The following is a 21,320-nucleotide window of genomic DNA, read 5'->3' as shown; positions in this document are numbered from 1 at the left end:
TCCAGATTTAGCTCTACAAAAAGGCAACACCAACCCGAGGATGTCAAGTCATTGCTACTTTTTTCTATCCTAATACTTCAATATTTATCCCTACTTTTGCAAATAAAAATTGTAACAATACATGCATTTGTGTATCCGGATTGTCATAATACCTGTTTTCTTTCGGCGTTTTGTTCGCCTCTTTACTCTGATTATCCTCTGATATTTTTTTACCCCTTTGAATTGCACTCTTTATATCTGATAATCCGATTTGATTGACCATCTCCGTTACCCTTTTTTCTCTTTTTATATTTGCATCTGCAGCCAAACCATAAACTTGTCGAAGTTTATCAGCATAAGCATCCTGATTTTCTACGACCCCAAAATAATCTTCTTTATGAAGAATCAACCACAAATCAAAACAATAGTTTGAATATCCTAGTTCAATCTTATTTTCCTTTGCCAAATCTATTGCTTCTTCATATTTTTCTTTTTTTCCATCATAGTCAAAAACAGATACTTTATTTTCCTTACCAATAGATTTTTGAACGGTTCGTTCTACAACACATTTAGGATCTCCACCATATGGTTCCGCATAATCAAACACCAAATCATGTGTTCTTTCTTCAACACAATTCACTAATTCTGCTACTTTATCAAAATATATCCTTTCCTGATTCTTTCCCTCACAACCAATAATGCAAAGAAATTGTGGTCTTCGTATTTTATTGCTCTTTGGACGATTCAACATTATTCGCCTCTCTTTCCAGTATATGCTTAAATGCAATTTCCAAATCCATATGTGGCAATGCTCCATATTTTCCATTTAAGTAATTTTTCAATATTCTTTCTTCCGGGCGTAATTTGTAGTCAGCTAAAGAATATATCTCACTCACCATATCATTCTTTCTCTTTTCAACCATTACAATTTGGTCATGTCTGAGCAATTCACCATCTAAATATATTGGATTATGCGTATTGAAAATTAACTGAGCATTATTTTTGTTGGTATCTTTATTATTAAAAACTCTTATCAACGATACAACAATTTCAAAATGCAATGAAGCATCCATTTCATCCAGAACAATCACCCCTCCATTATCTAAAACATCTATAAATGGTTGTAACAATCTAATCAAATGAATAGTTCCTCTTGATTCCATTAGTTCTGAATCTACAATCATCGATATCGCATATTTTTTTTGTGGTTGTTCATCTTTTCTTAACGGTACTTGATACATCGAGCACATGGATAATTCATCATTATCTGTTTCTGTCATAAAGCCAATCTTTTGATTTCCAAACTCAGCTATATTCATAACTTCTTTAACTGAAGCGCTTTCAAAGATATTTCTACGAATATCTTTATCTGGTTTATTATTAAATATCGTCTTTAAATCTCTTTGTCTAAAATTCATGTCATTTGCGTTCATAATAACATTGAATTTTTCAAACCATAAATTGAAATCTTCAAAATAACTTTTATCAAATAAATTGCTAATTGCACCCGCTACAACTAGCTTTTGTCTATCCAATGTCTGATTCAATTTGTCAATCAAACGTTCTGAAAAATCCACATCATCTTTATTAATATAACCTTTTTTTACTAATTTCCTTACATCCACATGTATTTTATTTTCATTATCTCGTGAAAAAAATAAATCATCATTGACAAAAAAAATCTCTTCTTCGATTTTATATACATCAATATCCGTAAACTTTATTCCATATCTATAAATATTATTTTGAGTAGAAAACGTAATTTCTAAAGAAACCGGATCATACCAACTTGTATCTCTGATAAAAGACAACATGCTTTTATATGGTTCCAGTTCTTTGCAATTTAAGGTGCCTTTTATAACCATTTTTTTTAATATGTCCATTGCCAACACAATGTTGGATTTTCCACATGCATTTGCTCCATAAATTACAGTCATTGGTAATACTCTTAACTTATTATCATTTACACTTTTATCTATCACATAGTCATTATGCGTTTTTTGTTTACTTGAAAGCATTGTAAAAAAAGTCTCTTCTTTAAACGACCTGAAATTTTCCATTTTAAAGTTTAACAACATTTTTTTTGCGTCTCCTTTCTATTTCTTTATATAATTATACATCATAATTGCCAGTTATCAACAGTTTTATTGTTATTATATGTTGATTTATTGCTATTTATACTCCATCTCCACTCTTCCATCATCATACAGGTAGTGCCAAAAACTACCTGTTTTTTATTGTGTTAAATCCTTTAAAACCCTGAGTTTTCGGAGGTTTGCAAATAAAAAGAGCATTTACCTCCCATTTTTGATATAATGTCCTCGACCAAAATTCCAAAATAGCAGAAAGGATAAATGCTCATGGACATTATACTTTATTTGTTTCAACTAATTCAATGCTAACATAAACAAATCTGCTGGCTTTTAAATTTTATCTGTAGATACATCCCTCTCAAATAGTGGGCTTTTGATGATTCCCATTCTCCCAAATATCAAAAATTCAAGATTGATAAACTCCCAAAGATGATCCATGTAGCTCCTAGCAGAATACATAGACGTTTTAACGCACATATACAATCTAAGCTTAATTTCTTATCGTAAGGTTACTTTCATAAAAAGTTAGAAAAGGAGACTGCCATGGCAGTCTCCTTCTCCTTTTATCTTTAGAATGCAAACTAACAAATTATAAAATCTTATTTTACAGTAATTTTAACTTTCTTTACTAACTTACTTCCATCTGTTGTCTTTACTGTAATTGTACATGTTCCTTTACCTTTTGCAGTTACTTTACCTTTTGAATTAACTGTTGCAACATTCTTCTTAGAAGAAGTAAATGTTACTTTTTTTGTATCAGCTAATGCTGGTTTTAAAGTAGCTTTAATTGTGAAGGATGCACCTTTTTTCAAAGTTTTCTTTGTAACATTTGTTTTCAAAGAAGTAGCTTTTTTTGTTAATGTATAAGTTTTTCCTAATGTCTTACTGAAAATTGCATTTGAAGCATAACGATAATCATCTTGTTGATGAGCTTTATTTGTTAATGTGTTAGCAAATACAGTAAGATCAAGTTTACCCTTCTTATATTCAATTGCTTGAACAGAGTTTTTGTATTTCTTTAAGCTGCTTGCCATCATAAATCCTTCTAATGGATCATCATTTGTAGTCTTAATTAATACCTTTGCTCCTTCTGGAACCTTTGTAATAGATCCACCGCCGTAGCCATACATAATGTTATCTTTATCCATTACATATTTGTCTGTTACCATACTGGAATCAACGTATTTAACTGTTGTTAAAGCATCTTCAATCCAATATGGATGACCAATGTAGTAATCAAATCCAGATGTAATAAGATCTTTTTTAACATTTTCTAATGTATCTACACCCGCACAAATATATGGTGTACCAGCTTTGATTGCTTTTGTTTCTTCTTCATTGATTGGTTCATTACCAATAATTACATCTGCTTTGCTTAAATCATGTGTAATTTCAAATCCAAGTTGTTTACCATATGCAAAGAAGTCCCAATTGTATTCCGGATTATCAAGGTTTCTGTAGTTTCTCAAACCAAATGGTGTTCCATCACTCTTAGTGATAAATTCACCTTTATCACCAGGAATATATAATGTTGTTTTTGCAAGTACTTTTGCTTTTGGAACAGTTGTTGTTCCTTTTGCAATTAATACAAAGTCATCTTTTACTTTTAAGTAGTTTTCATAAGATGTAACAAAATCACCTTTGTTTGCACCAGATGTAATGTATCCAACTTTTGCTTTTTTGTTAAGTAATGTATTAACTGCTTTTACGGCAGCAACACTGTTGTTAGAAATAATAACAGCAGCATTTTTGCTTCCTGTAAATGTAGTTTTTCCTTCTAATGCTTTTGTAACCTGTGTTAATGCACTATCAGCAAAAGCACCTTTCTTTGTAATAACATCACAGTCAAATCCTCTACATTGACTAAATGCAGTAATTGGTTCAGAATATAAGTCTGTCCATCCTGTGATTAATACACCATCATACAATGCACCATTTGCTACATTTCTCTTAGCCTGATGCATATTTACAACATAAGAACCTTTCTTATATGTTGTATTTCCAACTTTAACATCTTTGTTTAATTTATGTAACTTAACACCATTACGAAGTAAGAATTCTCCCATTTCGTAAGCAGCATCTGTATTCTTCTGATATTTAGCATCCAATGGAATTACATAATATTCAGGGAAGAAGTTATCATTTTCTTTGTATTTTGGACGGAATGCATCAGCTTCTGCACCTTGGTTATCATAAATATCTACATACCATGGTCTGTTTGCATCATCATCAATGTTCTCAATACCTCTTCTGTATCCTTCTAACTGATTTAAGAAGAATTCATCTTTATGATCTGCTACATATTTACCTTGACCAATTAAACCATATGTTAATGCTTTTGTTGCTTCTTCATTTCCTTTTGGAACTTCGATTGTAAATGCAACTGTTCCATGAAGCAAAGAATATTGTGGTGTATAACTTGTGGACATATCATCCCAAGGAGATACCCAGCAAGGTTTTCCATTTTCGTCTTCTGTCATGTAATCACGAAGTGGCATTGCATAACTATTGAAAGAATCATTATTTGCAATTGCTACATTACCAAATGCTTCTCCTGCATGAATACCATTTTTAGCAAATAAATCATATTCGATATTTGGTTCATGTGTTGGAGAACATGGCTCAATTTGGAAACCACTAACAAATCCGTGTAACTCAATAAATGTAGCCGGATTCCAGCTTGCAATCATTCTTGCCATATTTTGAGTTTCAACCTGTGTCTGGAACATGTTATCACGGTTCAAGTCAAAACCATTACCATTTTGTCTTGTATTTACTGTTCTGGCATCCGCATTTTCTTCTGGAACAACAATGAAAAATACATTCTTTAATAAATCTTTTACATTTAATTTTATTGTTTCAATTTTATAGTATTTTTCTAAATCAACTTTTCCTGAAGCTTCATTACCGTCACGGATAAAGCCAATTCCTGTTGGCCAATCTTTAATTAAAGAAGACCAGTGAGTCTTGCGTTCTTTCATTTCTTTTTCAAATTGAGCTTTACCGGCTGCTGTAAATCCTGTAGCCATTTTATACTCAATTACGCCATTATTCTGATCACTCTTAAGTAATTTCCAAATAAACTGCATAGGAGCATCCGCACCTGGATTTTCATCAGCATGAACGTTACTATAAAGTACTGGAATCTTATAATCTAAAGTACCAGCTTTAATCTGTTTGATTAATGTTGCTGGATCTGTTTCAGCTTTTTGTTTTAAATTCTGGTAATCTGTAAGAGTCTGTTTGCTATCTGAAATTATAATGTATGGCATATCATAACCATTTGTAGTTTTACCCATACTTCTTACTTCAGCATAAATATCGCTGTTCTTTGCTGCATAAGCCTCAGCTTCATTTAACTGAGTCTGGAATTCAGCATTTAAACAATAAGAATCATAAGGATTAACACGTACTGTTGTTTGTCCTAATACATTTCCAGATTTGTCCTCACATTTTAATTGATAATCCCCTACATAATCAAGAATTGTGCTACGGATGTAACGTGGTCTGCTGTCAATACCATCTGCACCAAATAAGTATTTATTCTTTAATGTAAGCTTTAATACATACTTTCCATCCTTTTCTACTGCTTCTGTCTGGGCTGTGAATAATGCAGTATCTTTATCAAATACTTTCCATTCGTCTAATTTTCCACCTAAAAACTGATATGGATAAGCTTTTGTATCCTGAATCCCCTTAGTTCTGGAAAGTGACCATGTCACTTCTTTCGCAAGCTGTTCTGCCTGCTCTTTTGTTGTGTTGTCTGCTAATGTTACGATAGATTCAAATGTACGTTCATCAGTCATGGAGATTTTGTCTTCTCCATTATCACTTACGTTTTCAAAAGTAAGTGCTGTTGTTGCGGCCTTTACTTCTTTTGATGTAGAAGCTGCTACACTTGGATTAATCATAGTTACCATTAGAACGATTGCCATTAAAATAGCATAAGATGATTGTCTTTTTTTCGTTTTTCTCATAACTACCTCCTAATAATACATTCCTTTCATTTTTTTCATGATTTATGCATTTTATTGCATTATTACACCCACTACTAAGATACCATTTTCAAAAGAAAATTGCAAGAAAATTTTAATACTTTTTTAAAACTTTTCTGTCTATATTATAATTATACGAATAAATATAAGCAATTTTACTGTATATACACTAGTTTATTTTTCCCTGTTTTTTCCTTTCTTTTCAGTTTTTTTCATTTTCAGCCAAAAAACGAGCTTTTGAAAAAATTACATAAAACAGATTGTTAAAATTTTATTAATATTTGGTATGTATATACACTAAAATCCTCCAATTTTTATGAGTTAATATGAATATTTTTCCATCTGTATACATACAAATATTCTTATGACTTTTCTATTATCCCCTTTTTTGACTTCCTAAAACACCTATGTTTTTTACAAAATTTCCACAATTCTTTATCTTTGCAAATTTACTAATCTTTTTTCATTTTTCTAATTTAAATTTTCGATTCTGCTTTTTTCCTTGATAATATTATCACAATAATTTAAACAAATACTAAAATTATAATAATACTAATTTTTTTTACTATATCAAAAGAAAACTATAATTTCCAAATTTCCTCCTGATACTGCCGGATTGTTCTATCGGAAGAAAAGAACCCTGATTTTGCAATGTTAACAAGCATTTTCCTTGCCCACTGTCTACGATTTTCATAATCTGCAAATGCCTGATCTTTAACACGAATGTATTCTTTTAAATCAAGCAGTGTCATAAACCAATCCTTTGTCACAATCTCCCTATGAAGTCTTGCCAAATGATCGTAATCGCCTGCTTCAATCATCTCCGGACTAAGCAAAAATCCAACCAGACGGGCAATTTCTCTGTCATTCTTTATATAATCCATAGAACGGTAATCCGCATTCTTATAATGTTCTATTACACTTTCTGAAGATTCTCCAAAAATATAAATATTTTCATTACCTACTAAATTAGCAATTTCCACATTAGCCCCATCCATTGTACCTAACGTTACAGCTCCATTTAGCATAAACTTCATATTTCCAGTTCCGGATGCCTCTTTTGATGCAAGAGAAATCTGCTCGGATATATCACAGGCAGGGAATAATTTTTCCCCTGCAGTCACGTTATAGTTCTCCACCATAACTACTTTAATGTAAGGAGAAACTTCCGGATCCTGATTAATTAATTTTTGCAAGCATAAAATAGCATGAATAATTTCTTTTGCAATAACATAGGCAGGTGCGGCTTTTGCTCCAAAAATAAATGTAATCGGAGTTGTTGGCTTTTTTCCTTCCTTTATTTCTAAATATTTATGAATAATATAAAGCACGTTTAACTGTTGACGTTTATATTCATGAAGCCGCTTGACCTGAATATCATAAATCGAATCTTCATTTACATCTTCTCCTGTATTTTCCTTTAAAAATTCCTTTAATGTAATTTTTGCTTTTTTCTTTATGTTCAACAGTTCTTCTAATACTTCCTGATTATCGGTATATTTCATCAATTGCTCTAATTCATCTGCATCCCTTTTAAAACCATCTCCAATAAGCTGTTCAATATAGGAAGACAATTCAGGATTACTGTGAATCAGCCAACGTCGAAATGTAATTCCATTTGTTTTGTTATTAAACTTTTCCGGATACAACTTATAAAAATGATTTAACTCACTGTTTTTCAAAATATCTGTGTGTAATGCAGCCACACCATTTACACTAAAGCAGTAATGAATATCCATATGTGCCATGTGTACAAGGTTCTGCTCATCAATAATCGCAACGGATGGATCCTTATAAACCGCCTTTACACGCTTATCCAACTCACGGATAATTGGAAGCAGATGTGGCACTACCTCCTCCAAATAATCAACCGGCCATTTTTCTAATGCTTCTGCTAAAATTGTATGATTTGTATAAGCACATGTTTTCTTTACAACTTCAATTGCTTCCTCTGTTGTCAATCCCTCTTTTGTCAATAAACGTATAAGCTCTGGTATTACCATACTTGGATGAGTATCATTAATTTGAATTACTACATATTCCGGAAGTGTTCTAAGGTCTTCACAACCACGCTCCTTTGCTTCCTCTATTGCAAGCTGGGCACCATTGCTTACCATAAAATACTGCTGATAAATACGAAGCAGTTGCCCTTGTTTTGTACTATCGTCCGGGTAAATAAATAATGTTAAGTTTCTTTTAATATCTTCTTGATCAAATTGGATTCCATCACTGACAATCGTTTCATCAACCGTCTCCACATCAAATAAATGCAATTTTACCGATTTGCTGTTATAGCCGCTGACATCAATATCATATAATGTGGATTTTAAAGTAAAATCTTTAAATGGAACTTCATAAGAGCGATTCACCACCTTATCTTCCCAACAGCAGTCTGTAATCCAGTTATTAGGAATTTCTTTTTGTAAGCCATCTTCAAAAACCTGTTTAAAAAGACCTAAATGATAATTTAACGTAACGCCGGCACCATTCATTCCCAAAGTAGCAATTGAGTCAATAAAGCACGCGGCAAGGCGACCCAAACCACCATTTCCAAGAGATGGCTCTAACTCCATCTCCTCAAGGTCAGATAGACATTTTCCATTTTCTTTTAAAACTTGCTTTACTTCATCATAAATACCTAAGTTAATTAAATTATTTGATAATAATTTACCAATCAAAAATTCAGCCGAGATATAATAAACCTTTTTTTTGCCTTCATTATACCCCTTACCATTTAACTGTTCTTTCACAAGCTTTAATAACGCCCCATAAATTTCTTCATTTGAGCTTTCCTTTATTTCATTTCCTAATAACTCTTCTAATCGTTCCGCAACCATATTTGACCTCCAATATCCGCTTTCCATTCTCAGCTTTTTTATTACCTTATCTACTCTCTTCCAAATACTCCTACCAGTTTAGCAAGACTTTTTACATGCTCTTCCGTAAACTGACCTTTTTTCATTCGCCATCTCCAGTTCGCACCTAATGTCCCCGGAAGATTCATCCTCGCTTTATTGTCAAGATGCAATATATCCTGCATTTGGAAGATAGCCGTATCTGCTATACTTGCATATGCAAGGCGGATAATCGCATCTGGAATATCTTTCTTTCTCTTTATATTTAAATAGCTATAAAGATAGTTTAGTTCTTCTTTCTTTTGTTTTTCAAAAAAACCAACTAATGTTTCATTATCATGTGTGCCACCATAAACAATACAATTGCTTGTTTTATAATTGTGAGGAAGGTTATCATTCTCTGCATTTCCATCAAATCCAAATTCTAAAATCTTCATGCCCGGCCATCCTGTCTTTTTAATCAGACGACGAACGCTTGGCACAACAAGTCCTAAATCCTCTGCAATAATTTCACTATCCCCAATGGATTCTTTAATTGCATCCGTGAGCTTTGCACCCGGACCTTGCCTCCATTTTCCAACCTGAGCAGTCGGACAGGAAACCGGAATGCTATAATAACGCACAACTCCAATAAAATGGTCGATTCGAATAATATCATATAATTCTGCATTCGTCTTCATGCGTTCTCTCCACCAGCAAAAATTTTCTTCCTCCATTGCTTTCCAGTCATATAACGGATTTCCCCATCTTTGACCAGTATCAGAAAAAGCATCCGGTGGAACACCCGCCACATTTATCGGATTTTTTCTTTCATCTAACTCAAACAACCGTCCATGCACCCATACATCGGCACTGTCCATTGCTACATATAATGGGATATCTCCAATAATTTTTACCCCTCTCATATTCGCATACTGCTTTAGTTTCTTCCACTGTTCATGAAATTTATATTGGCAGAACTTCCAAAAATCAATTTCGTCCTTTAATTCTTTCTGGTATTTTGCAACCGCTTCGGGTTCCCTATTTCGAATTGATTCTTCCCATAAAGACCATTCCTGATTATCAAATGTACATTTTACCGCCATATATAAACTATAATCATCTAGCCAATAAGTATTTTGGGCACAAAATTCTTTGTATTCTTCTATATCCTTATGATTGCTTCGCTCAAATGCCTTTCGTAAAACTTTGAAACGATTCTGGTAAATTGTTGCATAATCAATATCACTCTCATTTTCTCCCCAATTATATGCCAAAACTTCATTTTTTTCCAGTAAACCCTCATCAATTAAAATGTCCAAATCAATAAAATAAGGATTTCCAGAAAAAGCAGAAAATGACTGGTATGGACTATCTCCATAACTGGTAGGTCCAACCGGAAGAACCTGCCAATATTTTTGCTTTGCCTCTACCAACTGGTCAACAAAGCGGTAAGCCTCTTCTCCAAAAGTTCCGATTCCATAAGGAGATGGCAGACTGCTGATTGGGAGCAGAATTCCTGCACCTCTTCTTTTTAGTTTTAATTCTTTTTTCATAGATTTCTCCTGCTTCTTTCTATCTTTAAAATTAACGTTGTTCTGAAAATACTAAAACTTTATTTTCGAAAACTTTCGAAATATTTGTTTTTATTGTATCATTTCACCCTAATATTGTCAATAAAATATTTATTTATCGCATATCAAAAAATCAAAGAAAATCCACAAATCTATTTGACATGAATTTTTTCTAATACTATACTGTTACATAGAATACGACTAGGAGGTAAATATGGCAACAATTAAAGATATTGCAGAACGTCTGGGCGTTGCTGTCAGCACAGTTTCAAAGGGATTAAATGGTGCAAGTGACATCAGTGATGAAATGCGTCAACTGGTTCTCGATACAGCTGTAGAAATGGGCTATACCTCTAAAAAAATGAGAAGTCAGGAACAAAAGAAAGTATGTATTTTTGTCGAAAATATGGATTATGAAAATATCGACCAATTTGGTTATGATATTATAACCGGTTTTAAAAAAGCAGCTGCAAGAAAACGCTGGGATGTATCGGTTATTCCGGCAAATTTAACACTCCAGACAGAAGAAAATTTTGATACTTATATGTTAAAACATGGTTACTCTGGTGCATTTTTAATTGGTTTTGCATTACACGAAGACTGGTTAAAGCAACTAACCAAAACAAGTTTCCCAACAGTTTTACTTGATAATTATATTAGCAACCATGCCCACACCGGTTATGTTGGAACCGACAGCTTCGAGGGAATTCAAAGTGCCGTTTGTCATTTAGCTTCTCTTGGTCATACCCGGATTGCCTTTTTGAATGGTTCAAAAAATTCGATGGTTTCAAATCAAAGATACCAGGCATTTGTCCAAAGTATGTCTGCCTGTGGTTTAGAACCTCAAAATGAACTAATCGAATATGGTTACTATGTACCAGATTGTGCAAAACATTATGTTCCCACATTCTTAGAACATGGAGCGACTGCAATCATGTGTGCCAGTGATTTAATTGCAACTGGCGTAATAAATGAACTTAACCGTAGAGGACTTCACGTGCCGGAGGATGTCAGCGTAGTAGGATTTGATGACCTTCCAATTGCTTCCCAACTTAATCCTTCGCTTTCGACCATTCGGCAGGATCGAACTGATCTTGGAAAAAGTGCAGTCTTTCTATTAGATGGTTTACTGAATAACGTTGCAATCAGCAAAATATTACTTCGGGCAAAATTTATCGAACGCAATTCGACCGGACCGGTAAGAAAAAAATAAGGTAAAACAAAGCGGGCTGGAAATAATAGCTATTACTATCGTTCCTAACCCGCTTTGTTTTATTATTATTCTTATTGGCATGATAATCTATCCATACCAGCTAATGCTTTCCCTTTATGCCTTAAATCCTCTTGTGGCTTCATCCACATTAATTGAAACTTCCTCCAGTGAATTTCTTCCATAAGTAAGTCCGGCATAAAGTTTCTGTGTATTCTGCATAACAGCGGCAGACTGGTCTTCTTTTGCTACCTCTTCAAAACCAACCCGAAGTTTTTCAATTACTGAAGTCACAGAATCCAAAAGCTTTGGTTCTTTTTGAAAGAAAGCTTCCACTACCCGCCGATTCGAATATGTATAAAGCTGCATTAAATCCTTTGAAATCGGGTATTGGTAATCCAAAGATCCCATTAATTCATTGAGTAACTTTTGCACTCGCTTCAATTCCGTTTCGTATACAACGTGATTTGCTTCCTGAAATGCTTGTTTTGCACATTCTATACTCTCTAAAATCAAATCATACGTAATAACAACAAGTTCGCTTCGATTCGCCTGTGTAATTCTTGCTGTGTACATCTGCAGTTTTTCCCGCTCCATACTCATCTGCTCCATTCTTCTTACAAGTACAAACTACACCTTGCATTTTTATAGAAAGTTATTATGATGTTGGGGTCAAAGCATATTTGGACCCCTGATACCTGCGGATGACTACGCACTTTGTGCTCCCGTCATCCTAAAAACATTCGAAATCCGCCCTGTTCGGTCTACTTTCTCATGTTTTTGCGGGTCTCAAAGTCATGCTTTTTCATGCTGGCATGAAAAGCATGACCTTTTGACCCTGGTATTTTATTATTGTAGTAGTGACAAAATTGTCTGTGGGCGCTGGTTTGCCTGTGCGAGCATAGAAACACCTGCTTGAGATAATACATTTTGCTGTGTATATGTTGCCATTTCCTCTGCCATATCTACGTCTTCAATACGTGATAATGCCTCTGTTAAATTTTCACTGGAAACATCTAAATTTGCAATTGCATGCTCCATACGATTTTCATAAGCACCCAGTTTTGCTCGGATACTTGAGACTTTATTAATCGCAGAATCTAATAAAGTAATTGCCTTTGATGCTCCTTTTTCCGATAATGTATTCAAATTCTCAATTCCTAATGTTTTTGGAGATACTTCAGGAATGCTTAAATCGACAACCTGTCCTTCATTGGCACCAATCTGTAACGTCATTGGACCCGCATCCAAGATTGATATTTTAATTGGATTTGCACCAGCACCACCTGGAGCAGCCGGTGCATAGTCATCTGCAATTTCTACTTTCATTTCAAACCCATCGCTATCTGAAATTACAACAATGTTACCATCTGCATGAACAGTCGTTGTCGCTGTATATTCAGGTTTTGTTGTATCAATTGAAACTTCGGCATCTTTACCTGCTGCCTCTGTTTTTTGATTTATATGTAAATAATTTGCTAGTGCATTATCACAATAAATCTCTAATTTTTCATTTTTACCGGCTTCTAAAGAAGAAAAGGTTATACTGGTAGCTGCAACTGATACAGCAGCCCCAACCTTCTCTGCCGTACTGCGAATTCTCGCAACAATTTCATCTTTTGTTGAATTAGCAGGAATTGTCACGCTTTCTCCATTAATTATAAATTGAGTTTCAACTGCCGGTCCAGTTGCATTCAATGCACCCGTTCCGGAGATAGAAGCTTTCTCTCCTTTTTTTGTAACCGTAATATTATACTCCTTGGATGGAACATTATCGGATGCAGAAAGCAATTTCACCTGTGTATTTGTTGAATAAGATTTTCTATCTACATTTCCATTTAACAAAGTCTTTGTATTGAATTCTGTATCATCTGAGATACGTTGAATCTCCTGTAAAAGCTGGTCAATTTCTTTTTGAATTGCTTCTCTGTCTTCAGCGGTATTTGTTCCATTGGCCGCCTGTACAGATAGTTCTCTTGCTCTTTGAAGCATTGCTTCTACTTCTGTCAACGCACCTTCCGCAGTCTGAATAACTGAAATTCCGTCAGAAGCATTTCTGGAAGCCTGCTCCAATCCTGCTATCTGGGTTTTCATTTTTTGGGAAATTGCCATACCCGCGGAATCGTCAGCTGCATGGTTAATACGATAACCGGAAGAAAGTCTTTCAAGACTCTTGTCTAATGCTTTATTTGTTGTCTTTAAATGTCCGTTTGCAATTAATGCGGAAATGTTATGATTAATCTTCATGTTCTCACCTGTTTCCTCTCTGAATTAATTTAGTTCTGCTGCCTTAAAGTTCTGTACAAAAACTTTCGCAACCTGATATAACAGCTTTGTATCTGTTCGTCCAGATGAATCTAATTGCTGATGCTTTATATGTTTTATTGCCTTTTCATCTGTCCCCACTGATAATTGTTTTACTTCCAAACCTAAGTTTTTCAGCTCACCTGTCATCGGCTCCAGGCATCCTTTTATAGTTTCTGTTCCTTCCATGGTTTCACACAAGATAAATCCTTTTATCATATTTTCCTTTGCAGTAACTTCCGCTTCCACTCTGCCAAAACGCTCTGAATCCATTCCAATCTGCACTTTTCCACTTTCCTTTGTGCCATTTACGATTGTAAGTTTTATATTTGTTATTGTATCTTCGCTTACACGGATTGGAATTTCATAATGCTCTTGTCTGCTAAGCATTCCCGTAAGGCGTATTCCTGCACCAAGTATTTTTAAAGTCGCAAGTTCACTGCTTGAAATTTCTGTTTTTTCATATCCTTTATTCAGAATCTTTTCTGCCTTCTCTTCCAATGCTTCATAAGCTTCTTCTAACTGTTCCCTACTATCTGCCACTTCCGCTAAAGCATCACAACTCTCTTTCAAAGATTCTTTTTCACTCTCAGAAATTGTATCGGCTTTCTTTTGCAATTCCTTAAATATATTTTTATTTCCTGTGTAGTACTCACCAGCTGCCATAATATTTTGAATTGTAGCCGGAATATTAAATTTATCTAAGAAATCAATTGCCTCTTCACCACCCTGCAATGTTTCTCTCAATGCTTCTGTTACTTGCTGACGATAGGCTTCTTCGATTTTTTTATCCCCTTCAGCTAATTCTAATTTATCCTTTAGCACATCCAATGGCTGATTTAAGAGCTCGGTTATATTTCCATCGCTTATCTCCATAAGCTTTGATGGCGTTATTGTTTCCATGATTTGTTCCATTACTTGCTTCATATAATCCATTGTATACTTGGCGGAGCTTACATCACTTTTTGGATTTTGGCTTTGAACGTTTTCTCTATCTGTTTCATATGCAGAACTAATTTGCTCTGTTATTGTTTCTTTCGCAAATGTAAGACTTTCCAGCCCGCCAAAGGAGTCATCCACTTCCGTATCAATTCCTTTTCCCTTCATTGTTCGAACTGCCGTAAGAAGATTGTTCATCGTAAGTTCCCCACCGGCATTCACAACCGACCCGATTGCCGCACCGTTTGTCTGTTCTACATTATTCAACAGTCGATAGATTCCTATATAGCTCCTTCTTTCCTCTTCCGTGATTCCATTTTCTTTTTCTAATTTCCATAAATAAGTACTATACTTTTCTTCCTTTGATATACCTAGCTCATCCCGAATTTGTTGTATTTGATTATTTAATTCATCAATTGGCATATTTAATGGATTAATGCCCCGTTTAATCAGCTCAACTGTTACGGCCGGATGAAGCTTTTCCATCAATGTACTTACCTTAGAATCATATGCCTTCATTTCCATAACAGAATCTTTTGTAATCTCCATTTGATTATAACCAAGTATTTTTACTGCACGTTGATTGTCCTTCGTGGTTTCTATATCTAGCTCTGTTAAAATAGAATCAACCGTTTGAAATGCCCTCTCGATAGAATCCCCTAAATCTTTTCGCGGTGCAGTCATCATAGTTTCATACGCTGTGCCCGCCTTATCAAAAGAAGATTTCAATTCCGTCGCAATTTCATGTATTGTATCAATTGTTTGGATTATTCCTTGTTTTGCAACTGTTCCAATAAAATAAATTGGTGCTTGTTTTATATCATTAACTTTCTCTGCTGTTTCTCGCAATAATGCTACATTTGCGTCATTTTCTGTTGCGCCAGCTTCTTGAAGCAGATTTTTATAAAACTGATCTTCGATATTTCTTAGCCCTTCGACTATATCCTGTAATTTAGAAGTATCAATCCGTATTCCATTTGCAGCTAATCTCTGACTTGATTCCAATGTTAATTTCAGACGAATCTCCTGTAATTGACGATAAGCTGTGATTTCTTCCCTTGTCGTTCCCATATTTTCTAAAATAGAATCGTCCAAAACAACTTGCTTTTGGAAATTATTTTGTGCCTCTTTTAAATTTGGAAGTGTCAAATCTTTTCCAGCTTTTAGTGTTTCTCTGACAGCTTCTTTCGAAATAGTTGAAAAGTCCTCTACTGCGGTCTGAAGTTTTCCATCTATGTAAGAATCTAAACTAGCTTCTTCCGGATTTTTGCCCTGACTCATTGCTTCAATTATTTTATCAAAAGCAAGCTCGCCTGTCATATTATTTCTTATATCAGAAAGACTTTTGTATTGCTCTAATGTTTTTCCTGTAATTGGAAGCTCATGTTCAAACAGCCATTTTGCATCTTCCATATTTTCCTTGTTTACAGAAAGCTGATTGGATTCCAGCACACCTTCCACCTGTCCTTTAATTGCCTGCCAGGTTTCTTCCGCAAATGTCGCCTTAACTGTGCCAGAATAACTGCTATGATAAATATTACTAATTGTTGGTTCTAATTGCTGTTGAATCATATATGCCATACCGGAATCCGATAAATGGTTTGCCGTTTGAGCCATACTCATGCCTTTTATAAGCTTCTCAATATTCTCATCTGTTAATGGAATATCAGATTCAATTAACTTTTTTGCAAGGTTCTTAGCATTAGAATCGGAAATTTTATTCGAAACAGCAATCTTCTCAATTTCTTTTTTCCACTGCTCTTGATTTTCTATTCGCATATCTAAATTTTCAGACCGGAATTCTTTGTTCTGCTTAATACGCTCCAATGCCCTCGCTAATCTTCCTGCTTCGAATGCTTCAAGTGAAAAACCTTCTTTCCATATCGCTTCACAGTCCTCTTCCGTTATTTGATTCGCAGAGTCTTTTGAATCCTCTTTATTCTTATTATTCAATTGCTGGTCATAAATTCTCTCGAAACGGTCTGCATAAGTACCGGAATCAATCTGTATTAAAGTAGAATAAATAACGGATTTCGACCTGCCTGACGGATTATCTCCAACTTCCCTTAAAGCAATTCTATTCTTTGTTATATCCATTATCTGGAATTTTCTTACCTGTCCTTCTTTTGCATCAGGGACAGATTGTTTCGCTGTTTTTATCTCTGTTCCCTTAAAGTCAATAGAAACTTTGTCAGATACTTCAGAAATAACGCCTTCAATGATATCTCCTTTTTTTCCTATAGATAAAATATCACTGGATTTTTTCTCGTAGCTACTGACTGTTTCCTTTGAACCGGAAGCATTTATATTTGTAATATTCATAACATTCACGCTCCATTTTCTCTCATTCTTGTGTAAACTCCCATTGGCGAAAGCCGGCCAAATTGCGGTCGTCCTATTTCAAAAACCTATATTTTATTTCGACAAATTATAGGTCAGACTTTAATCTTAAAACTATACAATCGGAGCGTTTTTACTTTATAGGGGACGAAGTTTCCTATAAAGCAGAAAAGAACCCCTCACACTCTACGCTTATCTGCTAAATATAAGGGATTCTTTTTCATTTCATTTATTTACTTTTTAATACGGTTGCATCATCCAGTACAATTGTAAATGGTCCATCGTTAACAAGAGAAACTTTCATATCAGCTCCGAATTCACCATGCTCTACGGCGCCCATTTTCTGTCTGCATAACGCTAAAACATATTCGTAAAGTTCTTCTGCCATTGCAGGAGGTGCGGCGTTGATAAAGCTTGGTCGATTTCCTTTTTTACAATCTGCATATAAGGTAAATTGTGAAATCACCAAAAGCTCACCAGAAACGTCTTGCAGTGATAAATTCGTTTTACCATTTTCATCTTCAAAAATACGCATTTTTGTTATTTTATCTATAAACTTTTCTGCAATTTCTTTCGTATCATTTTCGCCAACGCCAACTAGTAAAAGAAGACCTTTTCCTATCCTGCCTTTTACCTTTCCTTCAATTGACACAGACGCTTCGGTTACTCTCTGAATTACTATTTTCATACCTGACTCCTTTTCTATCTGCTACACTAAAAACAATACTGCCATTGATATCATAATCTGTATAATTGCAAAACGGAATACTGTCTGTGTATTCGACCATCCTTTTACTTTTCTTACATGATCATGAATCGGAGTTCTAACATTAGTAAGAATTCTAATTTTTAGAAACCGGAGTAACGATACTTTAATCAGACCAAGTCCACCATCAATAATTAAAACAAGAGCAAATAGGAGATATAAAAATGGACTGTTTGTCTTTAAAATTGCAATGCTGATAAATAACCCCATTGCCCTTGAACCGGCATCTCCCATCATCATTTTACTTGGTGTTGCATTAAACCATAAATATCCTAAAATACATACAATAAATAATAGAATGATAAACCGGAAATCAGAATCGATTTTTCTTATTGTATCAAAAGCATAGATACTGGATAGAGTGATAACTGTAATTGTACCTGAAAGTCCATCGACCCCATCAGAACAATTTGTAACGTTAATTGATACCCATACCAAAATAACCGCTAAAACTCCAAATAAAATCGGATTTAAAGTTACTTCTGATTTAGTAAATATAAGATAAATTGTGCTGGAATTAAAGTTTAAGAATGTGATTGCCACCATAATCGCAATAGCAAAATCCAACAAGCCTTTTTTCAATTCTCCCCATGGCGTTCTGGCACAGTCATCCAAAAATCCTGTCAGCATGGCAGCCAGTGTTAAAATAACATAAATAATTACTTCATTTCCCATTTTTCCAAAAAGTATTGTCGAAACGGCAAACACTAAAATGAAAATAAATCCGGCACCTCTTGGTTTACCAGCCGATTTCTTTCCATCATGAGCAAAATCTCTTCCCAAATCCTTTGGCAAAAAACCACTCATTGTCTTTAAAAAAATGCAAGTTAAAAGGAATGCAAAAAAAACACCTCCAAATGCTAAAAGTTTCATTTCCATTCCGTTGCACATATACTGTATCATTTGTTTCTGTTTTCCTTTCTATATATTTCTTAATGAACTCTTCTCATTATATAGCAAAGATAAGGAAAAATCCATTCCCTTTGAAGGAAAAATTATATTTGTTTCTTTTTTTCATGTTTTCTCTGTCTTGTCATTTGTCTTTACATATGCTATGATTGGTTTATTATTGCTTAAAGGAGGTCTGTTATATGTATGAAGAGCCTGATGTCACCATCGTTGGTACTGGTGTAGCCGGATTATTTTGTGCTTTATCTCTACCCAAGCAGTTACATATTCAGATGATAACAAAAGAAGCTGTAGAAAACAGCGATTCATTTCTTGCCCAAGGCGGTATATCCACTCTAAAAAATAAAGAAGATTTTAATTCCTACTATGTGGATACTATGAAAGCAGGTCATTACGAAAATAATCCCGAATCGGTCAAAGTAATGATTTCTTCCTCGCCTGCTATTATTTCTGATTTAATTTCCTTTGGAGTTGAATTTACAAAAAAAAATAACGATTTTTCCTACACAAGAGAAGGCGGACATTCCACGTTTCGAATTCTTCATCATGATGATATCACAGGAAAAGAAATTACTTCAAAGCTCTTATCGGCTGTTCGCAAACTTCCAAATGTCGATATAGCAGAATATACCTGTATGGTTGATTTAATAGAAAAAGAAAATTGTTGCAAAGGTATCATTGTAAAAGAAAAAGACGGAAAAGAGAAACTCTTATTTTCAAAAGCCGTTGTTCTTGCTACCGGTGGCTTAGGCGGATTATTTGAACATTCAACTAATTTTTCTCACCTTACCGGCGATAGTATCGCTCTATCCCTTCGGCACCATATTGAACTAGAAAATATTAACTATATTCAAATACATCCAACAACACTTTACTCCAAAACCCCCGGAAGAAGCTTTCTTATTTCTGAATCCGTCAGAGGAGAAGGTGCAATCCTTTTAAATCCAAACAAGAAACGCTTTGTCGATGAATTATTACCACGAGATATCGTTACTTCTGCTATTAAAAATGAAATGGCAAGATACCACACAGATTATGTCTATCTTTCCTTAACTCATATGAGCAAATCCCAATTGGAAAAACGTTTTCCAAATATCTACAAGCGTTGTCTGGAAGAAGGGTATCGGCTAGAAAAAGAACCCATCCCTATTACTCCGGCACAACATTATTTTATGGGTGGCGTAAAAATTGATTTGAACGGAAACACTTCAATGAAACAACTCTATGCAGTCGGTGAAACTGCCTGCAATGGTGTTCATGGGGCAAACCGTCTTGCCAGCAATTCTTTGCTAGAAAGTCTTGTCTTTGCAAAACGGACAGCCCGGGATATTGAAAATCATATTTCCTCATTTTCCTACCCTAGACTGAATTTATCAGTGCAAGAAAAAAATGACCTTTTATTTTTACCCGCCCAATCTGACTGGGAAAAGGAAAACAAAAAGCTAATATTAGAAGAAATTAAACGAAAGGACTATGAATTTTATGATAAATGGTGTAACTATGAAAATCAATGTGGATGAGTGTCTTTTAAATGCTCTCAAAGAAGATATTACAAGTGAAGATGTAACAACGAATGCGATTATGCCGGAAGCCAAACAGGGAAAAGCAGAACTTATCTGTAAAGAAAGCGGAATAATCGCAGGGCTTCCTGTTTTTACAAGAGTTTTTGAATTATTAGATTCAAGGGCTCATTTTGATACCTCTATAAAAGACGGTGACTCAGTAACAAAGGGACAAGTTATCGGAACCATTCATGGTGACGTCCGGGCATTATTATCAGGCGAACGAACTGCACTAAATTATTTACAAAGAATGAGCGGTATTGCTACTTTGACTCACTCTATGGTAATGGAATTAAAGGGCACGTCTGCTACACTGCTCGATACAAGAAAAACCACACCAAATATGCGCCCATTTGAAAAATATGCGGTTACAATAGGTGGCGGAAAGAATCATCGATATAATTTATCGGATGGTATTTTAATTAAGGATAATCATATTGATGCCGCCGGCAGTATAAAAAGAGCAGTTGAACTGGCAAGAGATTATGCCCCATTCGTCCGCAAAATCGAAGTAGAAGTAGAATCGCTTTCTATGTTGGAAGAGGCTTTAGAAGCAGAAGCGGATATTATTATGCTTGATAATATGGATACAGAAACAATGAAAGCGGCTGTCAAGAAAGTCAGGGACAAGGCATTGCAAATTAACAAAAAAATATTAACCGAATGTTCCGGTAATGTCACAAAAGAACGTTTAAAAGAAATTGCCACCACTGGTGTAGATTATATTTCCTGCGGGGCAATTACCCATTCTGCTCCAATTATGGACATTTCATTAAAAAATTTAACAGTAGTATAATTTAGTCTGTTACGCTATA

The 21,320-nt window shown here is 34.7% G+C and carries 13 protein-coding genes; 3 read left to right on the top strand and 10 right to left on the bottom strand.

The annotated features are described in order from the left end of the window. Positions 1 to 64: 64 nt before the first annotated feature. The 5 genes from FYJ58_RS04965 to malQ all read right to left on the bottom strand — a co-directional run bounded on the left by FYJ58_RS04965 (position 65) and on the right by malQ (position 10,457). Positions 65 to 730, bottom strand: coding sequence for an RloB family protein (locus FYJ58_RS04965; protein ID WP_235912556.1), 666 nt, complete (start codon positions 728 to 730; stop codon positions 65 to 67). Further along, a complete protein-coding gene (locus FYJ58_RS04960; protein ID WP_154518130.1) occupies positions 705 to 2,057 on the bottom strand; it encodes an AAA family ATPase in 1,353 nt (450 codons plus the stop codon). Before FYJ58_RS04960 ends, FYJ58_RS04965 begins: the two co-directional genes overlap by 26 nt. 614 nt (positions 2,058 to 2,671) lie before the next feature. Then, the gene (locus FYJ58_RS04950) at positions 2,672 to 6,049 is read right to left on the bottom strand and encodes an Ig-like domain-containing protein (RefSeq protein WP_154518127.1); all 3,378 of its coding nucleotides are present in this window, start codon (positions 6,047 to 6,049) and stop codon (positions 2,672 to 2,674) included. A gap of 599 nt (positions 6,050 to 6,648) precedes the next feature. After that, a complete protein-coding gene (locus FYJ58_RS04945; protein ID WP_154518124.1) occupies positions 6,649 to 8,904 on the bottom strand; it encodes a glycogen/starch/alpha-glucan phosphorylase in 2,256 nt (751 codons plus the stop codon). A 50-nt stretch (positions 8,905 to 8,954) separates the two neighbouring features. Then, entirely contained in the window at positions 8,955 to 10,457 is a 1,503-nt protein-coding gene (malQ, locus tag FYJ58_RS04940; RefSeq protein WP_154518121.1) for a 4-alpha-glucanotransferase, read from the bottom strand. Between the two features lie 232 nt (positions 10,458 to 10,689). Here malQ and FYJ58_RS04935 point away from each other — a divergent pair, with 232 nt between their 5' ends. After that, complete coding sequence (locus FYJ58_RS04935; protein WP_154518118.1) at positions 10,690 to 11,688, top strand: LacI family DNA-binding transcriptional regulator; 999 nt, start codon at positions 10,690 to 10,692, stop codon at positions 11,686 to 11,688. Positions 11,689 to 11,802: 114 nt separating this feature from the next. Here the strand turns inward: FYJ58_RS04935 and FYJ58_RS04930 are convergent, their stop codons facing one another. From FYJ58_RS04930 to FYJ58_RS04910, 5 genes are all read right to left on the bottom strand, one after another. Further along, positions 11,803 to 12,282 (bottom strand): flagellar export chaperone FliS, encoded by a 480-nt coding sequence (locus tag FYJ58_RS04930; protein WP_205839159.1) that lies wholly within the window; start codon positions 12,280 to 12,282, stop codon positions 11,803 to 11,805. A 252-nt stretch (positions 12,283 to 12,534) separates the two neighbouring features. Further along, positions 12,535 to 13,932 (bottom strand): flagellin N-terminal helical domain-containing protein, encoded by a 1,398-nt coding sequence (locus tag FYJ58_RS15145; protein WP_154518112.1) that lies wholly within the window; start codon positions 13,930 to 13,932, stop codon positions 12,535 to 12,537. 24 nt (positions 13,933 to 13,956) lie between these two features. Next, entirely contained in the window at positions 13,957 to 17,250 is a 3,294-nt protein-coding gene (locus FYJ58_RS04920) for a DUF6240 domain-containing protein (protein ID WP_154518109.1), read from the bottom strand. 247 nt (positions 17,251 to 17,497) lie between these two features. Beyond that, entirely contained in the window at positions 17,498 to 17,956 is a 459-nt protein-coding gene (gene dtd / locus FYJ58_RS04915) for a D-aminoacyl-tRNA deacylase (RefSeq protein ID WP_154518106.1), read from the bottom strand. A gap of 21 nt (positions 17,957 to 17,977) precedes the next feature. Further along, positions 17,978 to 18,937 (bottom strand): MraY family glycosyltransferase, encoded by a 960-nt coding sequence (locus FYJ58_RS04910; RefSeq protein ID WP_154518103.1) that lies wholly within the window; start codon positions 18,935 to 18,937, stop codon positions 17,978 to 17,980. A 188-nt stretch (positions 18,938 to 19,125) separates the two neighbouring features. Here FYJ58_RS04910 and FYJ58_RS04905 point away from each other — a divergent pair, with 188 nt between their 5' ends. Next, positions 19,126 to 20,463 carry an L-aspartate oxidase gene (locus tag FYJ58_RS04905; protein WP_154518100.1) on the top strand — a complete coding sequence of 446 codons (1,338 nt, stop codon included), beginning with the start codon at positions 19,126 to 19,128 and terminating at the stop codon, positions 20,461 to 20,463. Beyond that, positions 20,429 to 21,301 carry a carboxylating nicotinate-nucleotide diphosphorylase gene (nadC, locus tag FYJ58_RS04900; RefSeq protein ID WP_334296399.1) on the top strand — a complete coding sequence of 291 codons (873 nt, stop codon included), beginning with the start codon at positions 20,429 to 20,431 and terminating at the stop codon, positions 21,299 to 21,301. Before FYJ58_RS04905 ends, nadC begins: the two co-directional genes overlap by 35 nt. Positions 21,302 to 21,320 lie beyond the last annotated feature (19 nt).

Source organism: Velocimicrobium porci (genome assembly GCF_009696045.1).
GTDB lineage: Bacteria > Bacillota > Clostridia > Lachnospirales > Lachnospiraceae > Velocimicrobium > Velocimicrobium porci.
The sequence above is the reverse complement of the archived record's forward strand: the minus strand, read 5'-3'. Positions and strand labels throughout refer to the sequence as shown.